General features: G+C 32.0%; 21 protein-coding genes. 14 read left to right on the top strand and 7 right to left on the bottom strand.

What is annotated here, in order from left to right:
* Positions 1-71: 71 nt before the first annotated feature.
* From gldG to EAG11_RS09845, 4 genes are all read right to left on the bottom strand, one after another.
* Positions 72-1,757, bottom strand: coding sequence for a gliding motility-associated ABC transporter substrate-binding protein GldG (gldG, locus tag EAG11_RS09860; protein ID WP_129539039.1), 1,686 nt, complete (start codon positions 1,755-1,757; stop codon positions 72-74).
* Positions 1,757-2,482 (bottom strand): gliding motility-associated ABC transporter permease subunit GldF, encoded by a 726-nt coding sequence (gldF, locus tag EAG11_RS09855; protein WP_129539038.1) that lies wholly within the window; start codon positions 2,480-2,482, stop codon positions 1,757-1,759. Before gldF ends, gldG begins: the two co-directional genes overlap by 1 nt.
* A gap of 166 nt (positions 2,483-2,648) precedes the next feature.
* The gene (locus EAG11_RS09850; RefSeq protein WP_129539037.1) at positions 2,649-2,945 is read right to left on the bottom strand and encodes a putative quinol monooxygenase; all 297 of its coding nucleotides are present in this window, start codon (positions 2,943-2,945) and stop codon (positions 2,649-2,651) included.
* A 197-nt stretch (positions 2,946-3,142) separates the two neighbouring features.
* Positions 3,143-3,970 carry an S-adenosyl-l-methionine hydroxide adenosyltransferase family protein gene (locus EAG11_RS09845; RefSeq protein WP_129541074.1) on the bottom strand — a complete coding sequence of 276 codons (828 nt, stop codon included), beginning with the start codon at positions 3,968-3,970 and terminating at the stop codon, positions 3,143-3,145.
* Between the two features lie 373 nt (positions 3,971-4,343).
* On the opposite strand from EAG11_RS09845, the gene EAG11_RS09840 reads away from it, so the two are divergent.
* From EAG11_RS09840 to EAG11_RS09800, 11 genes are all read left to right on the top strand, one after another.
* Positions 4,344-5,294: a PhoH family protein gene (locus EAG11_RS09840; protein ID WP_129539036.1), complete on the top strand. Its 951-nt coding sequence runs from the start codon at positions 4,344-4,346 to the stop codon at positions 5,292-5,294.
* Positions 5,295-5,539: 245 nt separating this feature from the next.
* Positions 5,540-6,373 carry a Cof-type HAD-IIB family hydrolase gene (locus EAG11_RS09835; RefSeq protein WP_129539035.1) on the top strand — a complete coding sequence of 278 codons (834 nt, stop codon included), beginning with the start codon at positions 5,540-5,542 and terminating at the stop codon, positions 6,371-6,373.
* 688 nt (positions 6,374-7,061) lie between these two features.
* Positions 7,062-7,457 (top strand): type VI secretion system tube protein TssD, encoded by a 396-nt coding sequence (tssD, locus tag EAG11_RS09830; RefSeq protein WP_129539034.1) that lies wholly within the window; start codon positions 7,062-7,064, stop codon positions 7,455-7,457.
* Between the two features lie 122 nt (positions 7,458-7,579).
* On the top strand, positions 7,580-9,445 hold the full coding sequence (locus tag EAG11_RS09825) for a type VI secretion system Vgr family protein (protein ID WP_129539033.1): 1,866 nt from the start codon (positions 7,580-7,582) through the stop codon (positions 9,443-9,445).
* A gap of 2 nt (positions 9,446-9,447) precedes the next feature.
* Positions 9,448-9,621 carry a hypothetical protein gene (locus tag EAG11_RS21700; protein ID WP_164998691.1) on the top strand — a complete coding sequence of 58 codons (174 nt, stop codon included), beginning with the start codon at positions 9,448-9,450 and terminating at the stop codon, positions 9,619-9,621.
* Positions 9,622-9,686: 65 nt separating this feature from the next.
* Positions 9,687-10,772, top strand: a complete 1,086-nt coding sequence (locus tag EAG11_RS09820; protein WP_129539032.1) for a DUF2931 family protein — start codon at positions 9,687-9,689, stop codon at positions 10,770-10,772.
* A gap of 105 nt (positions 10,773-10,877) precedes the next feature.
* Positions 10,878-11,963 carry a DUF2931 family protein gene (locus tag EAG11_RS09815; protein ID WP_129539031.1) on the top strand — a complete coding sequence of 362 codons (1,086 nt, stop codon included), beginning with the start codon at positions 10,878-10,880 and terminating at the stop codon, positions 11,961-11,963.
* A gap of 2 nt (positions 11,964-11,965) precedes the next feature.
* Positions 11,966-12,118 (top strand): hypothetical protein, encoded by a 153-nt coding sequence (locus EAG11_RS21695; RefSeq protein ID WP_164998690.1) that lies wholly within the window; start codon positions 11,966-11,968, stop codon positions 12,116-12,118.
* A gap of 14 nt (positions 12,119-12,132) precedes the next feature.
* Positions 12,133-13,365, top strand: coding sequence for a DUF2235 domain-containing protein (locus tag EAG11_RS09810; RefSeq protein WP_129539030.1), 1,233 nt, complete (start codon positions 12,133-12,135; stop codon positions 13,363-13,365).
* Positions 13,366-13,743: 378 nt separating this feature from the next.
* Positions 13,744-16,095: a prolyl oligopeptidase family serine peptidase gene (locus EAG11_RS09805; protein WP_129539029.1), complete on the top strand. Its 2,352-nt coding sequence runs from the start codon at positions 13,744-13,746 to the stop codon at positions 16,093-16,095.
* Between the two features lie 169 nt (positions 16,096-16,264).
* Positions 16,265-17,215: a phosphoribosylaminoimidazolesuccinocarboxamide synthase gene (locus EAG11_RS09800; protein ID WP_129539028.1), complete on the top strand. Its 951-nt coding sequence runs from the start codon at positions 16,265-16,267 to the stop codon at positions 17,213-17,215.
* Positions 17,216-17,274: 59 nt separating this feature from the next.
* Here EAG11_RS09800 and EAG11_RS09795 read toward each other — a convergent pair whose 3' ends face one another.
* Positions 17,275-17,820, bottom strand: a complete 546-nt coding sequence (locus EAG11_RS09795) for an SRPBCC family protein (RefSeq protein WP_129539027.1) — start codon at positions 17,818-17,820, stop codon at positions 17,275-17,277.
* 25 nt (positions 17,821-17,845) lie between these two features.
* Positions 17,846-18,307 (bottom strand): DUF1801 domain-containing protein, encoded by a 462-nt coding sequence (locus EAG11_RS09790; RefSeq protein WP_129539026.1) that lies wholly within the window; start codon positions 18,305-18,307, stop codon positions 17,846-17,848.
* Positions 18,308-18,830: 523 nt separating this feature from the next.
* Between EAG11_RS09790 and EAG11_RS09785 the strand changes: the two genes are divergently transcribed.
* From EAG11_RS09785 to EAG11_RS09775, 3 genes are all read left to right on the top strand, one after another.
* Positions 18,831-19,229: an ankyrin repeat domain-containing protein gene (locus EAG11_RS09785; protein ID WP_129539025.1), complete on the top strand. Its 399-nt coding sequence runs from the start codon at positions 18,831-18,833 to the stop codon at positions 19,227-19,229.
* 322 nt (positions 19,230-19,551) lie between these two features.
* A complete protein-coding gene (locus EAG11_RS09780) occupies positions 19,552-19,923 on the top strand; it encodes an ankyrin repeat domain-containing protein (RefSeq protein WP_129539024.1) in 372 nt (123 codons plus the stop codon).
* Positions 19,924-20,274: 351 nt separating this feature from the next.
* Positions 20,275-20,661: an ankyrin repeat domain-containing protein gene (locus tag EAG11_RS09775; protein ID WP_129539023.1), complete on the top strand. Its 387-nt coding sequence runs from the start codon at positions 20,275-20,277 to the stop codon at positions 20,659-20,661.
* Between the two features lie 80 nt (positions 20,662-20,741).
* Here EAG11_RS09775 and EAG11_RS09770 read toward each other — a convergent pair whose 3' ends face one another.
* The gene (locus EAG11_RS09770; protein WP_129539022.1) at positions 20,742-21,830 is read right to left on the bottom strand and encodes a M42 family metallopeptidase; all 1,089 of its coding nucleotides are present in this window, start codon (positions 21,828-21,830) and stop codon (positions 20,742-20,744) included.
* Positions 21,831-22,099: the final 269 nt, after the last annotated feature.

Genomic DNA, 22,099 nt, shown 5'->3' with positions numbered 1-22,099 from the left:
ATTAATGACTAGAATACATTTTTACAAATATATCGTAAACAATTCTAGTATCCCAAATTTTTTATTAACATCTACTTGCTGTATTTTCTTTTGCGAAGGAAAGTAAATGCAAGTCCAAAGACCAATAAAATTAGAATTGGTAGTCCGATAGTTATGAATTGCGTAATGCTGTACTCTTGATAAACTTTTTCCTTGTCCAATAAAGGTAAGTTCAGATCCTTACTTCTAATGTTAATAAGTCCTGTGTCATCCAGCAAATAATTAACGCAATTCATTAAGAAATCTTTGTTGTCATACAAATTTCCTGAACGCTGATCGTAACCTAATTCTACAGGAGTTAAATTTTTGTCCAATTGATTGCGAACTAAATCACCATCAGAAATCACGATCATTTTGGTCGCTTTACCTTTAGCCTGAAAAGTTTTTTGTTCAAAAGGGAGAACACGATTTTCATACATCGAATGGAAATCTCCTTCTAGTAAAACTGATAAAGGAATATTTCCTTTGTTTAAATAATCATTAGGAGAAGTCTCTTCAGTAACAATATTCAGGTTGATTTCGGCAGGAGTACCAATTTTTTTAGAATAAGGTGATGATTGCAAAAGCACCGTTTTTTTAATGCCATTTTTTAAGGTATCGATTGGGTTTGCAAAGTCAAATTTGATTCCTCCTAAATTTTTTACAATTGGATGTTTGCTTTCCGGATAAACCTGAGGCGCATATTTCCAATTAAATTGTTGGTATTGAGTAGCGCTTCCTTGTTCTCCAGAAGCTAGTTTAATTGGGCTTCCACGTTCGTCTTTTACCAAATCAGGAGTAATTCTGAAGCCGTATTTAAAGAACATATCATTAAGATTCAAATCTCTTGGAAAAGCCAGCGTTGCACCAGATTGATTGTATAAACTGTCCATTTCGGCATTTACCTGATCGACAAGCCACAATGTTTTTCCACCATTAATGATAAACTGATCCAAAACTTGTTTTTCACTATCTGTAAAAGCTTCGGTAGGTTTAGCAATAATAGCCAAATCATATTTTTTTAAGGCATCTAAAGTACCAATAGGATTTTTAGCAACAGAGTCTAAGGTAAACGGTCCAATATGATAGCTTTCGCGAATTTGCATCAGGAATTTAGCCATGAAAATCTCTTTCATTTCGCCATTCCCTTTTATGATTGCAACCTTTTTTTGTTTTTCTTTCGTGATTTTATTTAATGCATCAGCAATCGAATATTCTAAATGCTGCACGGAGCCAATTACTTTTTGAGTGGTCGAAGCACCCATTTGGTTTTTTAATAAAGGAATATTAACTTCTCTATTGTCGTATGTTGCAATTGCCCACGGAAAAACCATAGCTTGCGATTGTTTTCCTTTGTCATCAACAGTTATATTTATAGGAGTAAGCCCTTTTCGATATAATTCTTTAATCATATCCATACTTTCGTCTTCGTTCTCCATAGGATTTACAAATTCAAAATATATGTTTTTGTTATAGGCTTGAAACTCTTCTAGTAATTGTTGCGTTTCTTGTTGTAAACGTTTAAACTCAGGAGGTAAATCACCTTGCATATAAATTTTTACAGACAGCGGATTGTGAACCTGTTTTACGATATTTAATGAAGTTGGCGATAAAGTATATCGTTTGTCATTGGTTAAATCAAAGCGATGAAAGATAAAAGTGCCAGCAATATTCAACGCAATTAAAATCGCAATTGTAATCAGTAACGTTTTTATGTTTTTTTGAGAAGAGGTTTTCATTACGATTTAAAAGATTTTAGTTGATATACAGTAAACGAAAGAAAAAGTACCGTTATACTTGAAAAATAAATTACATCGCGTGTATCAATTACACCTCGGCTCATGCTTTTAAAATGATTTTGCATTCCTAATGACGAAATAAAACTCATAGAACTAGGAACAATAGAAGATAAACCTTCGAAACCAAAATAGAAAAGGAAGCATAAAAAGACTGCTATAATAAAAGCTACGATTTGATTCTCGGATAAAGTAGAAGTAAAAACTCCAATAGCAGTATAGGCTGCAATCAGGAATAATAATCCAAAATAAGAACCAATTGTGCTTCCCATGTCGATATTGCCTTCAGGTAATCCTAAATTTGAAATTACTTTTATGTATATGAAAGTTGGAATAATTGCCATTATGATTAAAAGCAACGAACCAATAAATTTTCCGTTTACAATTTGCCAAATACTTAATGGTTTTGTCAGCAACAATTCGATTGTACCTTGTTTCTTTTCATCAGAGAAACTACGCATGGTAACTGCAGGAATTAAAAAAGTTAAAATCCATGGTGCCAATGTAAAAAACGGAGTAAGATCTGCAAAACCTGTATTCAGGATGTTGTATTCTCCTTGAAAAACCCACAGAAATAAGCCATTGCTAATCAGGAAAATGGCAATGACTAAATAGCCAATGGGAGACCCGAAAAAAGATTTTATTTCTCTTAAAACAATTGATTTCATTTATTTTTTGTTTAATCGTTGATTTTTTTAGTTTAAAGTTTTAAATTCTATTTTTTAGTTTCAAGTTTCAAGTTGTAAACTGAGACTACAAACTAAGGTCTTCAACTGTAACTACCCTTTGACTTCACTCAGGATGACACTGAAAACTGCGACTGCAAACTGAAAACTAATTCAGGCTTACTAGTTTATCAACACTCCACGCTTCTGGTTTAGCATTGAATAAGGTTTTAGTAAATGTCCAAACGGTATTAAAGAGTTCAGATTGTCGATAGTTTTCCAAGTCAGCTTCGGTTTCCCAATAGCTATAAGTAAAAAATATATTTTTATTGTCTTTATCTTGGTACAATTCTAAAAAACGATTTCCGGGAGCATTTCGTATTTTGTCTTTCACACCATCAAAATTTTCCATGAAAGCAGGGATTTTATCTTCGTGGAAACTCATTTTTACTATTCGAACAAACATTTTTATAATTTTAGATTTTAGTCCCGAAAGCTGTCAGGGTAAATTTTATATTGAGAAATGGCTTATGTGCGCGCAAAAATACCAAATTAGATTGTTCTTTTTATTATAAAAAAAATAATGCTTTCTTAAATTTTATCATTTTGAAGAAGTAGGTATCCTACTTGTAGTCACAATACTTAAATATTAGATGTGATTTATTAATGGAATTTTATAGTGATCACATCTCTATAATTTAATCCTAAAAGACTATTTGCAGAACCTACTTTTGAAGGATTGCTCCTAAAAATAGCAATTTCTAGAAACCCCGCTTCATTAAAAATAGCGAGTTTCTCACCTTCATAGGTTTTTATGGGGTATTTTTCAGAACTGGCTATTGCCGAATAATTAGGCAAAATGGTTTTGATGCTTTTTGGTTTCATCACAATCTCATACGGACGGCCTCTTGCTATTTTTAAAAAATGATTTTTAGAAATGTTTGTTACAACGTTTCCAAAATGGTCAATATAAATTACATATCCTTTAATCGAATTTCCATCACTGGCAACTACCGCTTGTAGATCAGTAACTTCTTTAATTGCTGGGATTTCTTTACCAATTACATTCAGTAAACCACCTTTGGCAATATGGCAAGCCACTTGTATAAAAATATCTAAATCGGTTGATTCCACAGGAAAACGATCGTGAATATTAATGGCGACAATTTTTTGAGGAACAATTTTTTGCGTAAGCATACTTAATATACCATTGTCGGCACAAATGAAATAGTGATCGTTCCATTGCATTGCGATATGCTGGTTCTCTTTATTACGTTCAATATCGACACCAATAAGATGTACTGTTCCTTTTGGAAAGCTAAAATACGATGAGCCAATTATATAACTTGCTTCAGTAGTATTAAACGGATCGATGTCATGCGAAATGTCTACAATTGTAGCTTCGGAATATTCGGATAAAATTTTCCCTTTCAGCGCGCCTACAAAGTGGTCTTTTAAGCCGTAATCGGTAGTAAGGGTAATTATTGACATCATTTTGTTTATAACTATTGATAGTATTTAAATCTAATTTTCATTAAATTTGAGATATGCAAAGCTAATAATAGTAAACGCAAAAAAGAAAGAAGAAAAGATAAAATATATTTTTAAATAATTAAAAGTTATCATAGTCTTGGTTTTTAGTTTGTAAAGCGAAAATAAGAATAGTTTCAGTGTTTAGTCGTAACATTCAGTTTGTAAAATTGAGTATTTTAGATTATGAAAATAAATTAAGATTTCGCAGAAATCATAAACACCCACTGAAGCTAAGTATTGGAACTGAACACTGTGACTGAATACTAAAAAGAAGCACCCGACAGCCAATTGATTTATAAAAAGAATTAATTTTAATTTAAAACTACCTCATTTGAACGAAAGAATAATCGAGCTCATAGACATCGCTCCAAAAGACTTTTGGGGCGCTCAAGACACTCATCTTGAAATAATCAAAAAGTATTACCCAAAGCTTAAAATAGTAGCAAGAGGGACTACTTTAAAAGCGTTCGGCGAAAAAGAAGTCTTAGATGAATTCGAAAAAAGATTTCAAAGATTAATGGTCCATTTTACCCGATACAATAATATTGACGATAATGTAATTGAACGCGTGATCATGAGTGATGGTCATGATGAAAAAAAAGCATACGATCATGATAAAATATTAGTTCATGGAGTTGCTGGTAAAATCATCAAAGCCATGACTCCCAATCAGCAACTATTAGTCGATACCATTAAAAAGAATGATATGGTATTTGCTGTAGGTCCAGCGGGAACCGGAAAAACGTATACAGGTGTAGCAATGGCTGTAAAAGCGCTTAAAGATAAAGAAGTAAAAAGGATCATACTTACACGACCAGCGGTAGAAGCAGGGGAGAACCTTGGTTTTTTACCAGGTGATATGAAAGAAAAACTAGATCCATATATGCAGCCTCTTTATGATGCTTTGCGCGATATGCTGCCAAATGAAAAACTCGAAGATTATATCTTAAAAGGAATTATTCAGATTGCGCCATTGGCATTCATGCGTGGGCGTACACTCGATAATGCTTTTGTAATTTTGGATGAAGCACAAAATACGACACATTCTCAGATGAAAATGTTCCTGACTCGTATGGGGAAAAATGCCAAATTCATGATTACAGGTGATCCTGGTCAAGTTGATTTGCCAAGAAGAACTATTTCTGGGCTTAAAGAAGCAATATTGGTACTTAAAGATGTTGAGGGCATCGGAATTATTTATCTTGATGATAAAGACATTGTGCGCCACCGATTGGTAAAAAAAGTAATCGATGCATACAAACAAATAGAGAACAACGATTAAAATTGTCAAATGGTTTTTGCGAAATGTCAAATGTAAATCGTAAAATGTATTTTGATATTTAAAGATATTCGTTTTATACAAATCTGTTAGAGAGTTGTGTAAAACGAATGTTTTTTTTACGACTTCGTTAATTTGTGTTAAAGAAATAGTAAAGTTTAACTTATTTCTTTCAGATTTCTCAAATTTCTTTGCTTGCCAGTTTTCAAAGCAATAAATTTGTAAATCATAAATATTTGATACTCGATATGAATTCAGAATCTAAAAAAATTAAAGTAATAATTACCGATTTAGATGGTACATTACTTAATCCAGAACATAAAATTTCTTCTTACACAAAATCAGTTTTTCAAGAACTATACAATCAAAATTATCTAATAATTGTAGCCACAGGACGTCATCATCTTGATGCGTTTGGAATTATTAATACATTAGAAATTCCAGTTTATCTGGTAAGTTCTAATGGAGCACGTATTCATTCGCCAGAGAAGAAAGAACTTTTTGCTTTTGATATAGAAAGCGAAGTGGTAAAATCGGCTTTGAGTGCAGATATCGATCCAGAAATCACCACCGTTTTGTTTAAAGAAGACGTTTGGCTTACTAACAGATTGAGCGAAAAACTAAATGCTTTTCAAGCAGATTTAGTTTATCATCCAGAATTGGTAGATTACTCAAAACTGGAAGACTACAGCGCTATAAAAATATTCTTCACACATGATAACCATGAAAAATTGGTTGCCTTAAAAGATGTGATTTTAAGTACAAGTTCAGACAAGTTACATCATGCTTTTAGTTTACCAAACTGCCTTGAGTTTATGGATAAATCTGTAGATAAAAGTGTAGCAATTGCTAAAGTTTTAGAAATAGAGAATGCAACTTTTGAGGAAGCAATTTCTTTTGGAGATGGTTTTAATGATCTAAAAATGTTATCATCTACAGGAAAAGCACTAATTATGGGGAATGCTCCACAAAATTTAAAAAATGAGTTGCCAGATCTTGAAGTTATCGCGACAAATAGAGAAGACGGTGTAGCTAAATATTTATCTGAAAATGTCTTAGGTAAAGTTCCGGTTACAATTTAGAATATAAAGAGAATAAATCTTTAATTAAACCGCAAAGTCTGTATTTAGTCTCTTTGCGGTTTTTTTGTGCTTATAACTGACGGGATTAAAGGATTTCAAAGCTTTGCGACCTCTGCGTATCTCGATAGTTATTTAAATTGCGCACTTTTTTTAGCCACAGATTATTAAGATTAAAAAGATTCTATCTCTTTACGAACTCTTTGGTGTTAAAAAATATGAGATTGTACCTGACCTCAATCCAAATTGATTTACTATTTCATGCTATTTGATTAGCTGAACAAAACCAATGATTTTATCGGTTGTTATTTCTAAGATATTTCGAAGTTCTTGGGGTAGATTATATTCTTTTTGAATATCTGGAAACGATTGAAATATTAGTTAGCTTAAAAATTCGATGCAATACTTATAAATAAATATATTCCTATATATTGTAATTGTTTCGTTAGTTTTTTTATGAAAAATAGTACAAAATAATTTGTTTATTTCATTTGTAGTCATATATTCGCATTAATATTGATTACGAATCTTCCTCTTCTTTCTACAAGAAGTAAATCAAAAAATACTTTTAGTATAAAGAGAAGAGGTATTCTAAAATCAGTTAGAATACCTCTTCTCTTTGTTTTTACTAGTCGGATAACAGATTGAGGGTTCTAAAAAAACAATTTTAAACTAATTAATTATTTTTATTATGGCATTTAAAGCAATTTTAGAATTTGAAGGAAACGAGTACCAAGTATTATTCTCGAAAGTAGATATGATAAGACATACTGATGGTAAAGGAGCAGTTTCATCTGAAATAAAAGGAGGCAGATTAAATTTAAAAGTAAAATCTACAGACAACACTACTGTTATTGAGCAGGCAGTAAACAGTCAGCACAAACCAGTAAGTGGAAAAGTAAAGTATTTTAAAGCTGATTCTGAGCAAGTAATGAAAGAACTTTCTTTTGAGAATGCTTTTATTGTATTTTTCAGTGAGCAATTAGATGCTTTGGCAGAAACTCCAATGACTACTGAAATTACTTTCTCAGCAGAGAAAATTACATTAGGAAACGCAACATTAGATAACAATTGGGCAAGAGTTTAATTTTTATTATTTAATAAAGGTGGCATCTTGTGCTGCTTTTATTTTGCTTTCTAAATCACTATAATCATTTCTAATGATTATAGTGATTACTTATTTCAATCTTATTACTAGCCTAAAAGACCATGATACAGGAAAAAATTATATTCGGAGTTGACAGAAAAGAAGTTTCTCATTTTACTTCTATCGAAGTCGTGCAAAGCATCAACAATCATCATAAATTCACAATAAAAGTACCTCACTCAGTAATTGAACAACCTAGAGCTTTTACTATGGAAAATGCTCAGAATTGGCTGGGCAAAACGGTACATATTGCTTTAGAGAGAAAAAACAACTTTCTAGGAATAGTAACCAATATTCAATATGCTCAAGAATTAGGTCATGTGGGAAGCCAAATTATTATTTCGGGTTATTCTAAAACCATACTTCTTGAATCGGGAGCAAAACTCAATTCTTGGGAAGATACCAACTTACAAGATATTATTGAGGAAGTAATAAAAACAGCAACAGGCGAGCAATTGCAAAACGATATAAAACCAGAGTTCAGCAGTAATTTAGGCTATCAAACCCAATATCTCGAAACCGATTATCAATTCATACAACGCTTGGCCAAACAATACAACGAATGGTTGTATTATGATGGAGAAAAACTATTTTTTGGCAAACCAAATGCTAGTATGGATTTTACAAAATTAGTTTACAACAAAGATCTTTATAACCTAAATATTTCTGTTCAGGCAATTCCAAATCAGTTTGAAGCATTTACATACAACGAAGATATCAACAAACTGTACCAAGCTAAGACTAGAGACGAAATAGAAGGATTTCCAAAGTTGGGTACTGATGCTATAACTGCTTCTCAAAAATTATATGCCACATCATCATTAGAATATGGCAGAATTGCCACTGGTGACGATATGTATTTGCAAACCATACTGCAAAACCGACAACAAAGTGCTGCAGCCGAATCTAATTTTATAACCGCCACTAGTCGAAACAGAAGCTTACGAATAGGTATGAGCATTAGCATAGATGCCATGCAGGTAAAAGACAAATTAACGGCATTTACCAGCGGACAAGATATTAATAAAATCAACTACGAAACCAACGAAGTAGGTATCTATATTATCACCGAAATAACACATAAAGCCAGCGACATAGGCGAGTACGAAAACACTTTTAAAGCCTTACCTGCCAAAATACGTAAGTTACCTGAGCCAAACATCAGCTTTCCGATAGCTCAAATGCAACAAGCAGAAGTAGTAGCCAATGACGATCCAAAAGGACAAGGCAGAATACGTGTAAAAATGTTATGGCAAGATGCTAAACAACAACGTACACCATGGTTACGAGTAATGACACCCGATGCAGGAACCAGTGGTGAGGTTAGCACCAACCGAGGAATGGTTTTTATTCCTGAAGTAGGAGATCATGTGATGCTTGGTTTTCGCTACAACGACCCCAACAGACCATTTGTAATAGGAAGTTTGTTTAATGGAAAAATTGGTGCTGGTGGACAAGCAGACAATAATATTAAAAGTATTTATACCAGAACTGGAAGTACCATAACCTTTGATGAGGGCGAAAGTAGCATATTGGTAAAAGACCCTTCTGGCAATACTTGGTTTATGGATGGGAAAGGGAATATCAATGTTACTGCACCAAAGAATATTACAATGCAGGCAGGAGAAGATTTTATTGTCAACGCAGGTAAAAATGTAAAAATTGATGCAGGAGAAAATATGGATTGTGACGCAGGAAAAAATATTTCTCAAACAGCAGGTAATGATTTAACCCAAAGAGCAATGGTCGATATTATTGAAAGTTCCGACAATAGAAAAGAAACGGTTGATAAGGATTTTCTACGGCAGTCCGATATTTCTAATGTGGTAGCTTCTGGAGTTACTATTTTTAGCAATAAAGAGAATTTAACCCTACAAAGTGGTAAAACGGTGGAGGTTAACAGTGTAGAAAAATCTAAAATGTTTTAATTATGGCAATCTATAAAATTTGTAAAAACAGAAAAGTGACGGTTAATAATGAATATACTTTAATCGTAGGTGGTATATTAACAAAAATCACAAATCAATCTAATATCGAAGCTACAACAGGGAACCTTACTTTAATTTCGAATAAAAAGATAATCTCCCAAAGCAAAAAGCAGTAGTTTTTTATAACATAGATTATCTAAATTTAAGATTTTTTTGATGTCAAATAAAACACAGACCGATAATGATAAAAAAAACAATGCTTTTATTGCTTCTAGCAATAACAATAAATTCATGTATGGAAAAAAAGTATGAGTGGTCAGCAAATATTTCTGCACCAAGAGAATATCCTGTAGAAGTGTACACAGGAGCAGTTGGAGGTTATTTTTTTAGCCAAATGGGAGGATTTCGTAACTCTGGTTGGGGCGGCTCAGGTAGTATAAATTTTATTAAAGCGACCTTACCTGATAAGCTTGATATGACATGGTTGTCGTATGTTGATGATAAATTTTATACAGGCGAATGGAAACTCCCTACAGAAAAAATACAACAGCTATTTGATGAGGGTTTTTATGCTAAAAGAGGAGAAGAAGGAGTAACAGAACCTTATAAATATATAAAAATTGGCTTTGCTCCAAAAGGAATGGTAGTAGTTTGGGTTGCCGGAAATGGAAGACAAGTTGAAGTGGCTCGTTTTCAGGCACATGAAACCATTATAGACCCGAAACTTATTAGCAAAGACGAGAAGTATATGTTTAAAGAGGACTATGCGAAAAGGGCTCTAACTTACGATGGTACTATATCTAAAGACATTCGAGAACAGATTAAGCAATACGGTTACCCACCACCAGAGGTCTATGAGGAGTATCGAGAAAAATACAACTGGAAACCCAGAGTAATTTTACCTGAAGGCAGTAAAATAACCTCAATGTATATTAAAATGTGTAACGGAGAAATTGAAAATCCGTATGATAGACCAATAGAGCTAAAAAATAGAGCAATTCCTTTTTCTTTTCAAATTTTCTGGTCAATTGGCAGCGGCAAACAAGAACAAGAGTTTGTTTCTAGAATAGCTTTTACCCACGATAAAGAATATTGGGCTAAGTATCTTGAAGGAGGAAAGAATGAAATTCCGGTAGATTTTGATAAAAATCAAATCAGAAAATTGTTTAAAGAAGATCTTGATAAAAATAAGGCTGTCGAATTGGTTATAAAAATTGATCCGAATGTTGAGATAAAATCAGAGCGAGTTACTGATTTGTATTTAGAACAAGATGGAAAACGATATGAGATAAAAGAAAAGGTAACACGAACTGGTAAATACGAATAATTATGAATGTTATATTCGGACATTATACGCCACCTAAAAAAAAGACAAAGTTAGGAAACTAACCATCGGCATTTTTTCTGATGTCAAATAAAACACAGACCGATAATGATAAAAAAAACAATGCTTTTATTGCTTTTAGCAATAACAATAAATTCATGTATGGAAAAAAAGTATGAGTGGTCAGCAAGTATTTCTGCACCAAGAGAATATCCTGTAGAAGTTTATACAGGAGCAGCAGGAGGTTATTTTTTTAGCCAAATGGGAGGATTTAGCAACACTGGTTGGGGAGGTGGAGGCAGTGTAGATTTTATAAAAGCGCCCTTGCCAGATAGGCTTGATATGACATGGTTGTCGTATGTCGATGATAAATTTTATACAGGCGAATGGAAACTCCCTACCGAAAAAATACAACAGCTATTTGATGAGGGTTTTTATGCTAAAAGAGGAGAAGAAGCAGTAACAGTGCCTTATAAATATATAAAAATTGGCTTTGCTCCAAAAGGAATGGTAGTAGTTTGGGTTGCCGGAAATGGAAGGCAAGTAGAAGTAGCTCGATTTCAGGCTCATGAAACTATTATAGACCCGAAACTTATTAGCAAAGACGAGAAGTATATGTTTGAAAAGGACTATACTAAAGATATGTTGACTTACGACAGTACTATATCTAAAGATGTTCGAGAACAGATTAAGGAATATGGTTATCCTGCGCCAGAGGTTTATGAGGACTATCGAGAAAAATACAACTGGAAACCCAGAGTAATTTTACCTGAAGGCAGTAAAATAACTTCAATGTATATTAAAATGTGTAACGGAGAAATTGAAAATCCGTATGATAGACCAATAGAGCTAAAAAATAGAGCAATTCCTTTTTCTTTTGAAATATTCTGGTCTGTAGGCAGTGGCAAACAAGAACAAGAGTTTGTTTCTAGAATAGCTTTTACCCACGATAAAGAATATTGGGCAAAGTATCTTGAAGGTGGAGAGGATGAAATTCCAGTAGATTTTGATAAAAATCAAATTAGAAATTTTTTTAAAGAAGATCTTGATAAAAATAAGGCTGTCGAGTTGGTTATAAAAATTGATCCGAATGTTGAAATAAAATCAGAGCGAGTTACTGATTTATATTTAGAACAAGATGGAAAACGATATGAGATAAAAGAAAAGGTAACACGAACAGGAAAATACGAATAATTATGAGTGTTATATTTGGAAACTACACGCCGCCTAAAAAAGAAGACGAAGCTACGGAACTAGCCATCGGTATTTTTTTGATGGTACCAATAACAATAAAAACAACACCAATGCCAAAGAGTATTATGATAAAAGGGCTAGGGGTGAAAAATTAACACCTGAAGAAACCATTTCTGCAGAGGCGTATAGAAAAAATGGTAAAAACGCCCCAAGCAGCAGTTATCATAATGCTTGGTCTAATGTTGCACGGCTTCATGATGCTTATCCTACAAAATTAGCTGTATATGTTGATGGTATTGGTACTGAATCGGAAAAAGGAGATTCGCCATTAGGGGCTGGTTTCGGAACAGGATTTATTACCAGTGGTACAGGTATATTAGGAAAAGTACAAGAAGGCTGTAAAAAGTTAGCTGAGAAAGTAGCTGAGAAAGTAGCTGAAAAAAGTAAAAATAACAAAGTGAAAATACTTAATTTAGACGTTTTTGGTTTCAGCCGAGGTGCAGCAGCAGCTAGAGTTTTTTTGGATGAAATTGAGAAAATAGCAGATCTATCGGCTGTTAAATTTAAAAATAAAAGAGGTTATTTTGGGTATTATTTAGCTAAAAACAATATCACGGTTGATGTGGTAAGAGTTCGTTTTCTAGGTCTTTTTGACACTGTGTCTTCTTACTCGAAAGGAATAAGTGTGAATCCGAATTTTGATAATGATACAACCGAAATAGAACTAAACAATCTATCTCGGGCAAAAACAGTCATGCACTTTACCGCTACTGATGAACATAGAGCCAATTTTTCGCTTACTAAAACAAGAGTAGGAAAAGAAAGAGAATTTCCGGGTGTGCATTCTGATGTTGGCGGAAGTTACAATGATGGTGTTGAGCTAGTAGGGGTTATTGAGAAAAATTTTAAGGACGAATTAAAAGAGTTTTCAAAGAAACTAATAGCAGAGTCTTGGTATTTAGAAAAGCAATTAGAGGTTTCTTTTTTTGGACCAAAACACGAACTTAAAGGCACACGAGAGTTAAGCAAAAACTACAGTTACATCCCGCTGCATTTTATGGCAGAATCAGCCATAACAACACAAAAAGTACCTTTTCAAACAGAAAAATTAGAAATTAAAAAATACAGTATTGCTAACGATGCCTTGCTTATGCGGGTGAAAAAGCGTTTGCGAGAATATGTTTTAGCTGATGGTGAGCCATATGCATTTAAATGGTTTGGAGCAATTCATGAAAAGTATAAAGGGGTAAAAGCTGGTGATAAACAGTTTGTAGCTTACCAGCAAGAGTTACAAGAGCAAAAAGATTTACGAAAACTCCGTAATGAATATTTGCACTGGTCTGCAGACAATGGTTCTCTGGGTATGGAAGCAGCAAAAGATAGGATACGTAACAAAATTTAAATTATGGCAATCAACAAAATTTGTAAAAATAGAAAAGTGACGGTTAATAATGAATATACTTTAATCGTAGGTGGTACATTAACAAAAATCGCAAATCAATCTAATATTTAAGCTACAGAGGAAAATCTGACTTTAATTTCGAATAAAAAAATAATCACTCATAGCAAAAAGCAATAATTTTTTATTGCATAGATTATCAGAATTTAAGATTTTTGAGATTGTATTATACCGTTATATCTTATGGTAGATTTTCCCACCAACATTATAGATTTTCAATATTATATAGATTTCAAAATTGGTACGTTAATTTCCCTGCCAAAGAAAGATTTTTTTAATTGCAATCAAAGTGTATTTTTGTGTTAATCAAATAACATAAAAATGACTAAAAATATCTTTGTAGCTGCTTTGTTGATTTTTTCAATATCAGGCAAAAGTCAGAACCTGAAGTTGGATGAAATCATGAAAGGGGATTCATTTGTTGGTGTTCAGCCTACAAATCAACATTGGAGTTTAGACGGAAAAAAGGTTTACTTCGATTGGAACCCTAATAATGAGCTAGGTTTAAGTACTTATTTCTGGGAAAAAGGGATGACAAAACCAGTACTTGCCCAACCAAAAGAAGCGGCTTTTTCGCAATTGGATTTTAAAAGAAACCTAACATCCGATATTGTTTATTATATAGACAAAGGAGGATTATATTCTTATTCTATAAATAATAAAATTTCAAAAAAAATATTCCAGCAATCGAATCCGATTTCTAATTTAGAACTAGGCTTTGAAGTTGGAATTTTATTTTTTCAGCAAAATGATAATTTATTTAAGTACAATGCCAAAGAAGGGACGATAGTACAAATCTCAAATTTTAATAGTGGAGATAAAAAGGAGAAAGAATCAAATAAAGATTCTTTTTTGAAAACGCAACAAAAAGAATTATTCCAATTTATTAGAGATAAGGAAGCTAAAAAAGAATGGAATACAGCTAAAAAAAATAGCGTTAAATCTGATTTTCCTAAAGAATATTACTATGGTAAAAAAGATGATTTTGCAAGTCTTAAAGTAAATCCAAACGGAAATTTTGCAACATTTAGTTTAATCGAAAAATTAGATGTTAAGAAAGAAACAATGGAAGTTTTTATCACTGCCGACGGGTATAACCAATCACCTGAGACGAAAGAAAAGGTTTCTATAGATAATTTTGTAAAGACCAGATTCGGAATATATTCAGTTGCTAAAGATTCTGTTTATTTTGTCAATTTTTCTAGTTTAAGTCATATTCAGGATGTACCAAAATATTATGATTCGTATGAAAAGCTTAAAAATAAAGAGAAGTCAGATAAACTAATAACGGTTCAAGCTCCAGTTTATAATGCAAGTGGTTCATTGGCTATAGCCGAAATAAGAAGTCAGGATAATAAAGACAGATGGCTAATTAGTCTTGATTTAGATAAGGGAACTTTTCAGGAAATAGAACATCAGCATGACGAAGCTTGGATTGGCGGACCTGGAATTCCGTCTTATGATTTTGATTCGGGAACTTTAGGATTTCTTTCGGATAACGAAACGATTTACTTTCAATCGGAAGTTACAGGATATTCACATTTGTATACCTATAATTTAAAGACTAAAAAGAAAACACAACTTACTAGTGGTAATTGGGAAGTAAGAGATGTGATTTTATCAAAAGATAAAAAGACATTTTATTTAACTACAAATACAACACATCCTGGAAATAGAAATTTCTATAAATTGGCTGTAGCCAATGGTATTTTAGAACCTATTTTAACTAAAGATGGTGCGCATGAAGTAAGTTTATCTCCAGATGAAAAAACGCTATTGGTACGTTATTCTTATAAAAACAAGCCATGGGAATTATTTATAGGAGAGAATAAAAAGAATCCTGCATTACAACAAATAACTTCTTCGACTACAGAAGAGTTTAAAAAATACCAATGGAGAGAACCAGAGGTAATCACGTTTAAAGCGCAAGACGGAGCTACTGTTTATGCGAGATTATATACTCCAAAGGCAGAAAAAACAAACAAAGCTGCTATATTATTTGTTCATGGAGCTGGGTATTTGCAAAATGCACACAATTATTGGAGCAATTATCATAGAGAATATATGTTTCATAATATGCTGACCGATTTGGGTTATACTGTTTTGGATATTGATTATAGAGGAAGTGATGGTTACGGACGTGATGTAAGAACTGGAATATACCGTTTTATGGGCGGAAAAGATTTATCGGATCAAATAGATGGAAAGAAATATCTAGTTGATAATTACGGAATCGATGCCAATAGAGTAGGGATATATGGTGGTTCTTATGGTGGTTTTATCACTTTAATGGGAATGCTTACTGCTCCGGGAGAATTTGCTTCTGGAGCAGCCTTGCGTTCTGTTACGGATTGGGCACATTACAATCATGGTTATACCGGTAATATTCTTAATTTTCCTGAAACAGATCCAGATGCATACAAAAAAAGCTCTCCAATTTATTTTGCGGATAATCTAAAAGGAAACTTATTGATGCTTCATGGTATGGTTGATGATAATGTAGAATATAAGGATATTGTACGTATTTCCCAGCGTTTTATAGAATTAGGTAAAAAAAATTGGAGCCTTTCATCATTCCCGGTAGAGGCACATGGGTTTAAAGAAACGTATTCTTGGATTGATGAATATGACAGAATCTTGCATTTATTTAATGAGACACTATTAAAAAAGTAATTAGTAGTTGCAGTTTACAGTCGCAGTTTTCAGGCTGAGACTCTAAACTGTGACTGTAACTATAAAAGAGTACTCCTAAAAAAAGAATCTGAATAGATTCTTTTTTTATTTTATTTAGTTTTAAATTTGCATTCGTAAAAGACGAAACAACACAACACAACAAATAATAATGAGCAATACAATTACAACTACTAATTTTAATTTTCCTAATCAGAAATCGGTTTATCGCGGAAAAGTTAGAGAGGTTTATAATATTAATGATGAACTTTTGGTTATGGTTGCTACTGACAGGCTTTCGGCTTTTGATGTAGTTTTACCAAAAGGGATTCCTTATAAAGGACAAATCTTAAATCAGATTGCGACAAAATTCATGGAACTTACTCAGGATATTGTTCCGAATTGGCTAATCGCAACTCCAGATCCAAATGTTGCAGTAGGTCATTTATGTGATCCATTCAAAGTAGAAATGGTAATCAGAGGATATGTTTCTGGTCATGCAGCGCGTGAATATGCGGCTGGGAAAAGAGAAATTTGTGGCGTAGCTATGCCTGAGGGATTAAAAGAAAACGATAAATTCCCAACACCTATTATTACTCCAACTACAAAGGCAGATAATGGTGAGCATGATGCAGATATTTCGCGTGAAGCCATCCTTTCAAGAGGAATTGTTTCTGAAGAAGATTATTTGGTTTTAGAAAAATATACTAGAGCATTATTTCAAAGAGGAACTGAAATTGCTGCAAGCCGCGGCTTAATTTTAGTAGATACTAAATATGAGTTTGGAAAAACTAAAGATGGAGTAATTGTTTTAATTGACGAAATTCATACACCAGATTCTTCTCGTTATTTTTATGCTGACGGATACCAAGAAAGACAAGATAAAGGAGAAGAGCAAAAACAATTATCTAAAGAATTTGTACGTCGTTGGTTAATCGAAAATGGATTTCAAGGACAAGAAGGACAACAAATTCCAGAGATGAACGATGCTTATATTGAATCTGTATCGGAGCGTTATATCGAATTATATGAGAATATTCTAGGAGAAAAATTCGTTAAAGCCGATATTGATAATATTGACGAACGTATCGAAAAGAATGTAATAGCTTATTTAAGTAAATAAGATTTATTTAAAATTAAAAATGAACCTCACAACTTTAAATTGTGGGGTTATTTTTTAGATTATTGTGGACCTTCTTGAATAATTTTTAAATTTTGAAGACCAGTTTCAAGTTGCTCCCCAAGCATTTGATCTATATTCATAAACGCAAGCATTAAATTCATAGGATAAGGAGATCGACCATCAAATCCCCATTTTACTTTAGTTTGTGTTGGAGTAATTTCTTCGGTTGTCATATAAGCGGTATCAGTAGATTGCATAGGAGCCTCAAAACGTAATTCATATTCCAATCGTTCACCAGGAATAATTTTTTTTATTTCTTGTTCTCCTTTGCCAACGTTTTTATCATTGCTATCCCAGCCAGCGATTGCACCAATTGTTCCATCAGTACCAGAAAACGTTTTTCTCATTGCAGGGTCTAATCTGGACCATACGCTAAAATTGTGTTGGTTTTTTAAATACTTTATATAGTTAAAAACACTGTCTTTTGGCTTGTTGATAGTAACTTCTCTTTCTACATGATATTCATTTGGTAAAAATAAAGCTACTATTAATCCTAACATTACGATACTTAAAATCCCGAGAATAATTTTTTTAATAACATTCATAGTTTTATAATTAAGTGGTTTATAATTATTTTGATTTTTTAAGCTGTGTTTCATAGCAATTAATCCATTCGGTAACAGACATTTTTTGTACAAGCGCTGCTATTAGATCATAAGGAATATCATCCATCTTTTTAAAACGAATGCAACTTTTTCCCATATCCAGTTTTTGTTTGCTGTGTTTAGGATATTCAGTAACAAACCATTCTAGTAATTCTGGTTTTGCATAAATTCCCATATGGTACAACGCTATAAAGTTTTTTTGAGATGCTATATTTATAAATGGTAAAGGCAGTTTAGGATTACAATGATAACCTGCTGGATAAATAGAATGAGGTACAAGATAACCTAACATTCCATAGCTCAATTCTTCAGTAAATCCTTTAGGAATATTATTAAGTATTGTTTCACGAAGTTTAAGAAAAGAAAGCTTTCTTTCTTCAGGAAGTGATGATAAATATTCTTCGATTGTTTTGGCTGACGATTGCATTTTAAGTTTTTATTGTAAAGTTAAATAAAATTTAGTGTTGTGAATTTTAATTGTTTATAAAAATAATGTGCTAGTTTTTGTTTTTTATTACAAATTATGCAACCTTTTAGTTTTTTTGTACGTCTTAGTATTATATGGATAACTATTCTAGACTAATTAAAACTTAGTTTTTTATTTTCAAGAAGTTAATCGAATTAAAATCATTAAGAGATCAATCAAAAAATAATTATCATGAAAAAGTCAATCGTTTATTTAGGAATTGCTTTAATCGCTTTTGCAAATACAGCGTAGTAATTTGGAGCACAGATTAAAAATAAGAAAAGCAAAAATTGCGATTTAGTTCTGTAACATTTGGCTTTTTTGTGTGACTAATAATTGGCTGCGTATTTTTAAATTTAAAAGTAAAGTATAGTACTTCGTGTAGTATAATGTTATTTTAATTTATATATCTGTCAAAGAATTTGAAAGAATTCTTAAATCATCAATCAAAAAATCAATCAAAAAATCAATCAAATCAATCATCATGAAAAAAACAATCGTTTTTTTAGGAGTGGCTTTTATGGCTTTAACTCCCGTAGTCCAAGCTTCAAGTAGAAGTACAAGTTTTAAATTATTAAATACTGAAAAAAATATCGTACAAGGATATGATCGAAGTCCTCTTAATGTTGCAATTAGCAAAGGAGATATAGAAACAGTAAAGAAATTTATAGAATATGGTGCGAATGTCAATAAAGTACTAGACGGGATGTCTCCGTTGATGGCTGCAGCACGTTATAATAAAGTTGAAATTATGAAATTTCTTGTGTCTAAAGGTGCTGAAGTTGAGACTGAAAACGAGAATGGGTACACAGCATTGAAGTATGCAGAAGTATCAAAAGCAAAAGAAGCTATTGCTTTTTTAAAAGCTATTCTAAAAAAATAATTATTCTTTAAAGTTTAGTAAAAGACCTCAAGTCTTAATTTGAGGTCTTTTTTTTATTTATAAGCATCGTAAATGATTTAAAATATTGTTTTACATCTATTTGATAATTAGCTATAAAAAAGATGCATTATATAATTATGTAACATTTAGTTTGTTTGTATGACTTATAATAAACGATTTAGCTTTAATACAATACGGTTAAAGTTGTGTTTCAATAAAACGTTTTATAAAGCAAGATACCTTGTTATGCATACTATTGTTTTTATTTATATATTTGTTTCAGAATTATATTAATTTAAAATCATCAATCAAATCAATCATCATGAAAAAATCAATCATCTATTTAGGAGTAGCTTTAGTTACTTTTACAAATGTTGCACTAGCCTCAGATTATAAACCATTTAATTCTAACACGTATATCAGTGTTGATGTTAATCCTTTAAATACTGCCATTTGTAAAGGGGATATAGAAACGGTTAAAAAACTTTTAGAAAACGGCGCAAGAATAAATAAGTTCTCAGGAGGTTTAACTCCATTAATGACTGCCGCTCGTTATAACAAAGTTGAAATCATTCATCTCTTACTTTCTAAAGGAGCTAATCCTCATATTACTGCCGATAATGGGTATAATGCCTTAAAATTTGCAGAAGTTTCAAAAGCTGTAGATGCTGTAGCAATTTTAGAAAAATATTAGTCAATACTATTTTCTTAAATAAACACCTCAAATCTAAAGATAAGATTTGAGGTGTTTTCAATTTACAAAAGTTCAAAGTTTTTTAATTTACTAAGTATTTAAGTATTTGATATATAATGTTTTATTTGTTTTGAAAATAGTGTAACATTTTATTTATTAATACGTCTATATAAGTATAGTTGTTCTTTTTTCAAAACAATTATTTAAAATTGAGCTTCTAATTTTAAGCGAATGTTAATTATTAGTTAAAACAAAGTACCTTGTAATACATAATACCAATTTTAAATATATATTTGTATAAGAATTAATAAAGATTCTAAATCATCAATCATCAATCAAAAAACAATCACCATGAAAAATTCAATCGTTTATTTAGGAATAGCTTTAGTAGCTTTTGTTAATGTTTCTTTAGCTTCAAATCCAGCTAAAAATTTATTTGTTAATGACAAAACTTTTGTTTCAGTAGTCTTTGATTCAGCTCCTTTGAATGCAGCTATAAGAAAAGGAGATATTGAAACAGTTAAGAAGTTTATTGAATATGGAGTAGATGTCAATAATACTTCAGACGAATTGACTCCATTAATGACTGCAGCGAGATATAATAAAGCTGAGATTATAAAACTTTTGCTATCGAATGGAGCTGATAGTACAATAAAAAATGAAAAAGGTTTTACTGCATTAAAATATGCAGAATTGTCTAATGCAACTGATGCAGTTGCACTTTTGAAAAAAGCTTAAATAAGCCTATTATAGTTAGTAAAAATCCCCGCAAATCATAATTTGATTTGCGGGGATTTTAGTTAAAATTAGTTTTAATTTTATTTGAAATATGAAAAAGTCTCTTCATTTTCAATTTTCAACAATGATTCGTAGATCAATTTAATTACATTCTCAACATCATCACGGTGAACCATTTCTACAGTAGTATGCATGTATCTTAGCGGAAGCGAAATTAATGCAGAAGCAACACCACCATTACTATATGCAAATGCATCGGTATCTGTACCAGTAACACGAGAAGACGCTAAACGTTGAAACGGAATTTTGTTAGCTTCTGCTGCATCAATTATAAGTTCACGTAGATTATTTTGAACTGCTGGAGCGTAAGTAATAACTGGTCCTAAACCAATTTTTGTATCTCCTTCAATTTTCTTTTCAATCATTGGAGTTGTCGAATCGTGACAAACATCAGTAACAATAGCTACATTAGGTTTAATGGTTTTGGTAATCATTTCGGCACCACGTAATCCAACTTCTTCTTGAACCGAGTTTGTGATGTATAATCCAAACGGAAGTTTTACTTTATTTTCATGTAATAAACGAGCTACTTCGGCGATCATAAAACCTCCCATTCGGTTGTCGATGGCGCGACAAACAAATTTGTTTTCGTTTAAGATCATAAATTCATCAGGATAGGTAATAACACAACCTACATGAACGCCCATTTTCTCAACTTGTTCTTTGGTTTCACAACCTAAATCAATAAAAATATTGCTGATTTTTGGAGTTTCTTCCTTATCGCGTAATCTTGTATGAATTGCTGGCCATCCAAAAACACCTTTAACGATTCCGTTTTTAGTATGAATATTAACTCTTTTTGATGGAGCAATCTGATGATCTGATCCACCATTTCTTATTACATATATTAATCCATCATCAGTGATATAATTTACATACCATGAAATTTCATCTGCATGTCCCTCAATAACGACTTTATATGGAGCATCTGGATTTATAACTCCTACAGCAGTTCCATATGTATCGGTAATAAAAGTATCAACATAAGGTTTTAAATAATCCATCCATATTTTTTGACCATCACTTTCGTAGCCAGTTGGGGATGCATTATTAAGATAGCTTTCTAAAAAGGTAATCGAACTATCATTTAAGATTGATTTTGTACTCATAAAAATATTTTTTTGCTAATTTATAAATTTGTATTTTATATATTTTACCAGCGTATTCAAAAAGATTATGTAAGTGAATAATCTTTTTTAGTTAATAATTTAGGTAAGAAACAGCCATTTCTTATGCATATGCAGTACCTACAATATAAAATATATAGTAACAAAAGTAAACTTAATTTTGACGAAAGACAAACAAGGATAATCCAGTTTTTGTTAACTTTAACGAATAGGCAAAGTTGCTCAATGAGTAGCCACCAAGATTAAAATTA

It is taken from the genome of Flavobacterium sp. 140616W15, from assembly GCF_003668995.1.
Taxonomy (GTDB): Bacteria; Bacteroidota; Bacteroidia; order Flavobacteriales; family Flavobacteriaceae; genus Flavobacterium.
Note: the sequence above shows the minus strand (reverse complement) of the source record. Positions and strands in the feature narration are given on the sequence as shown.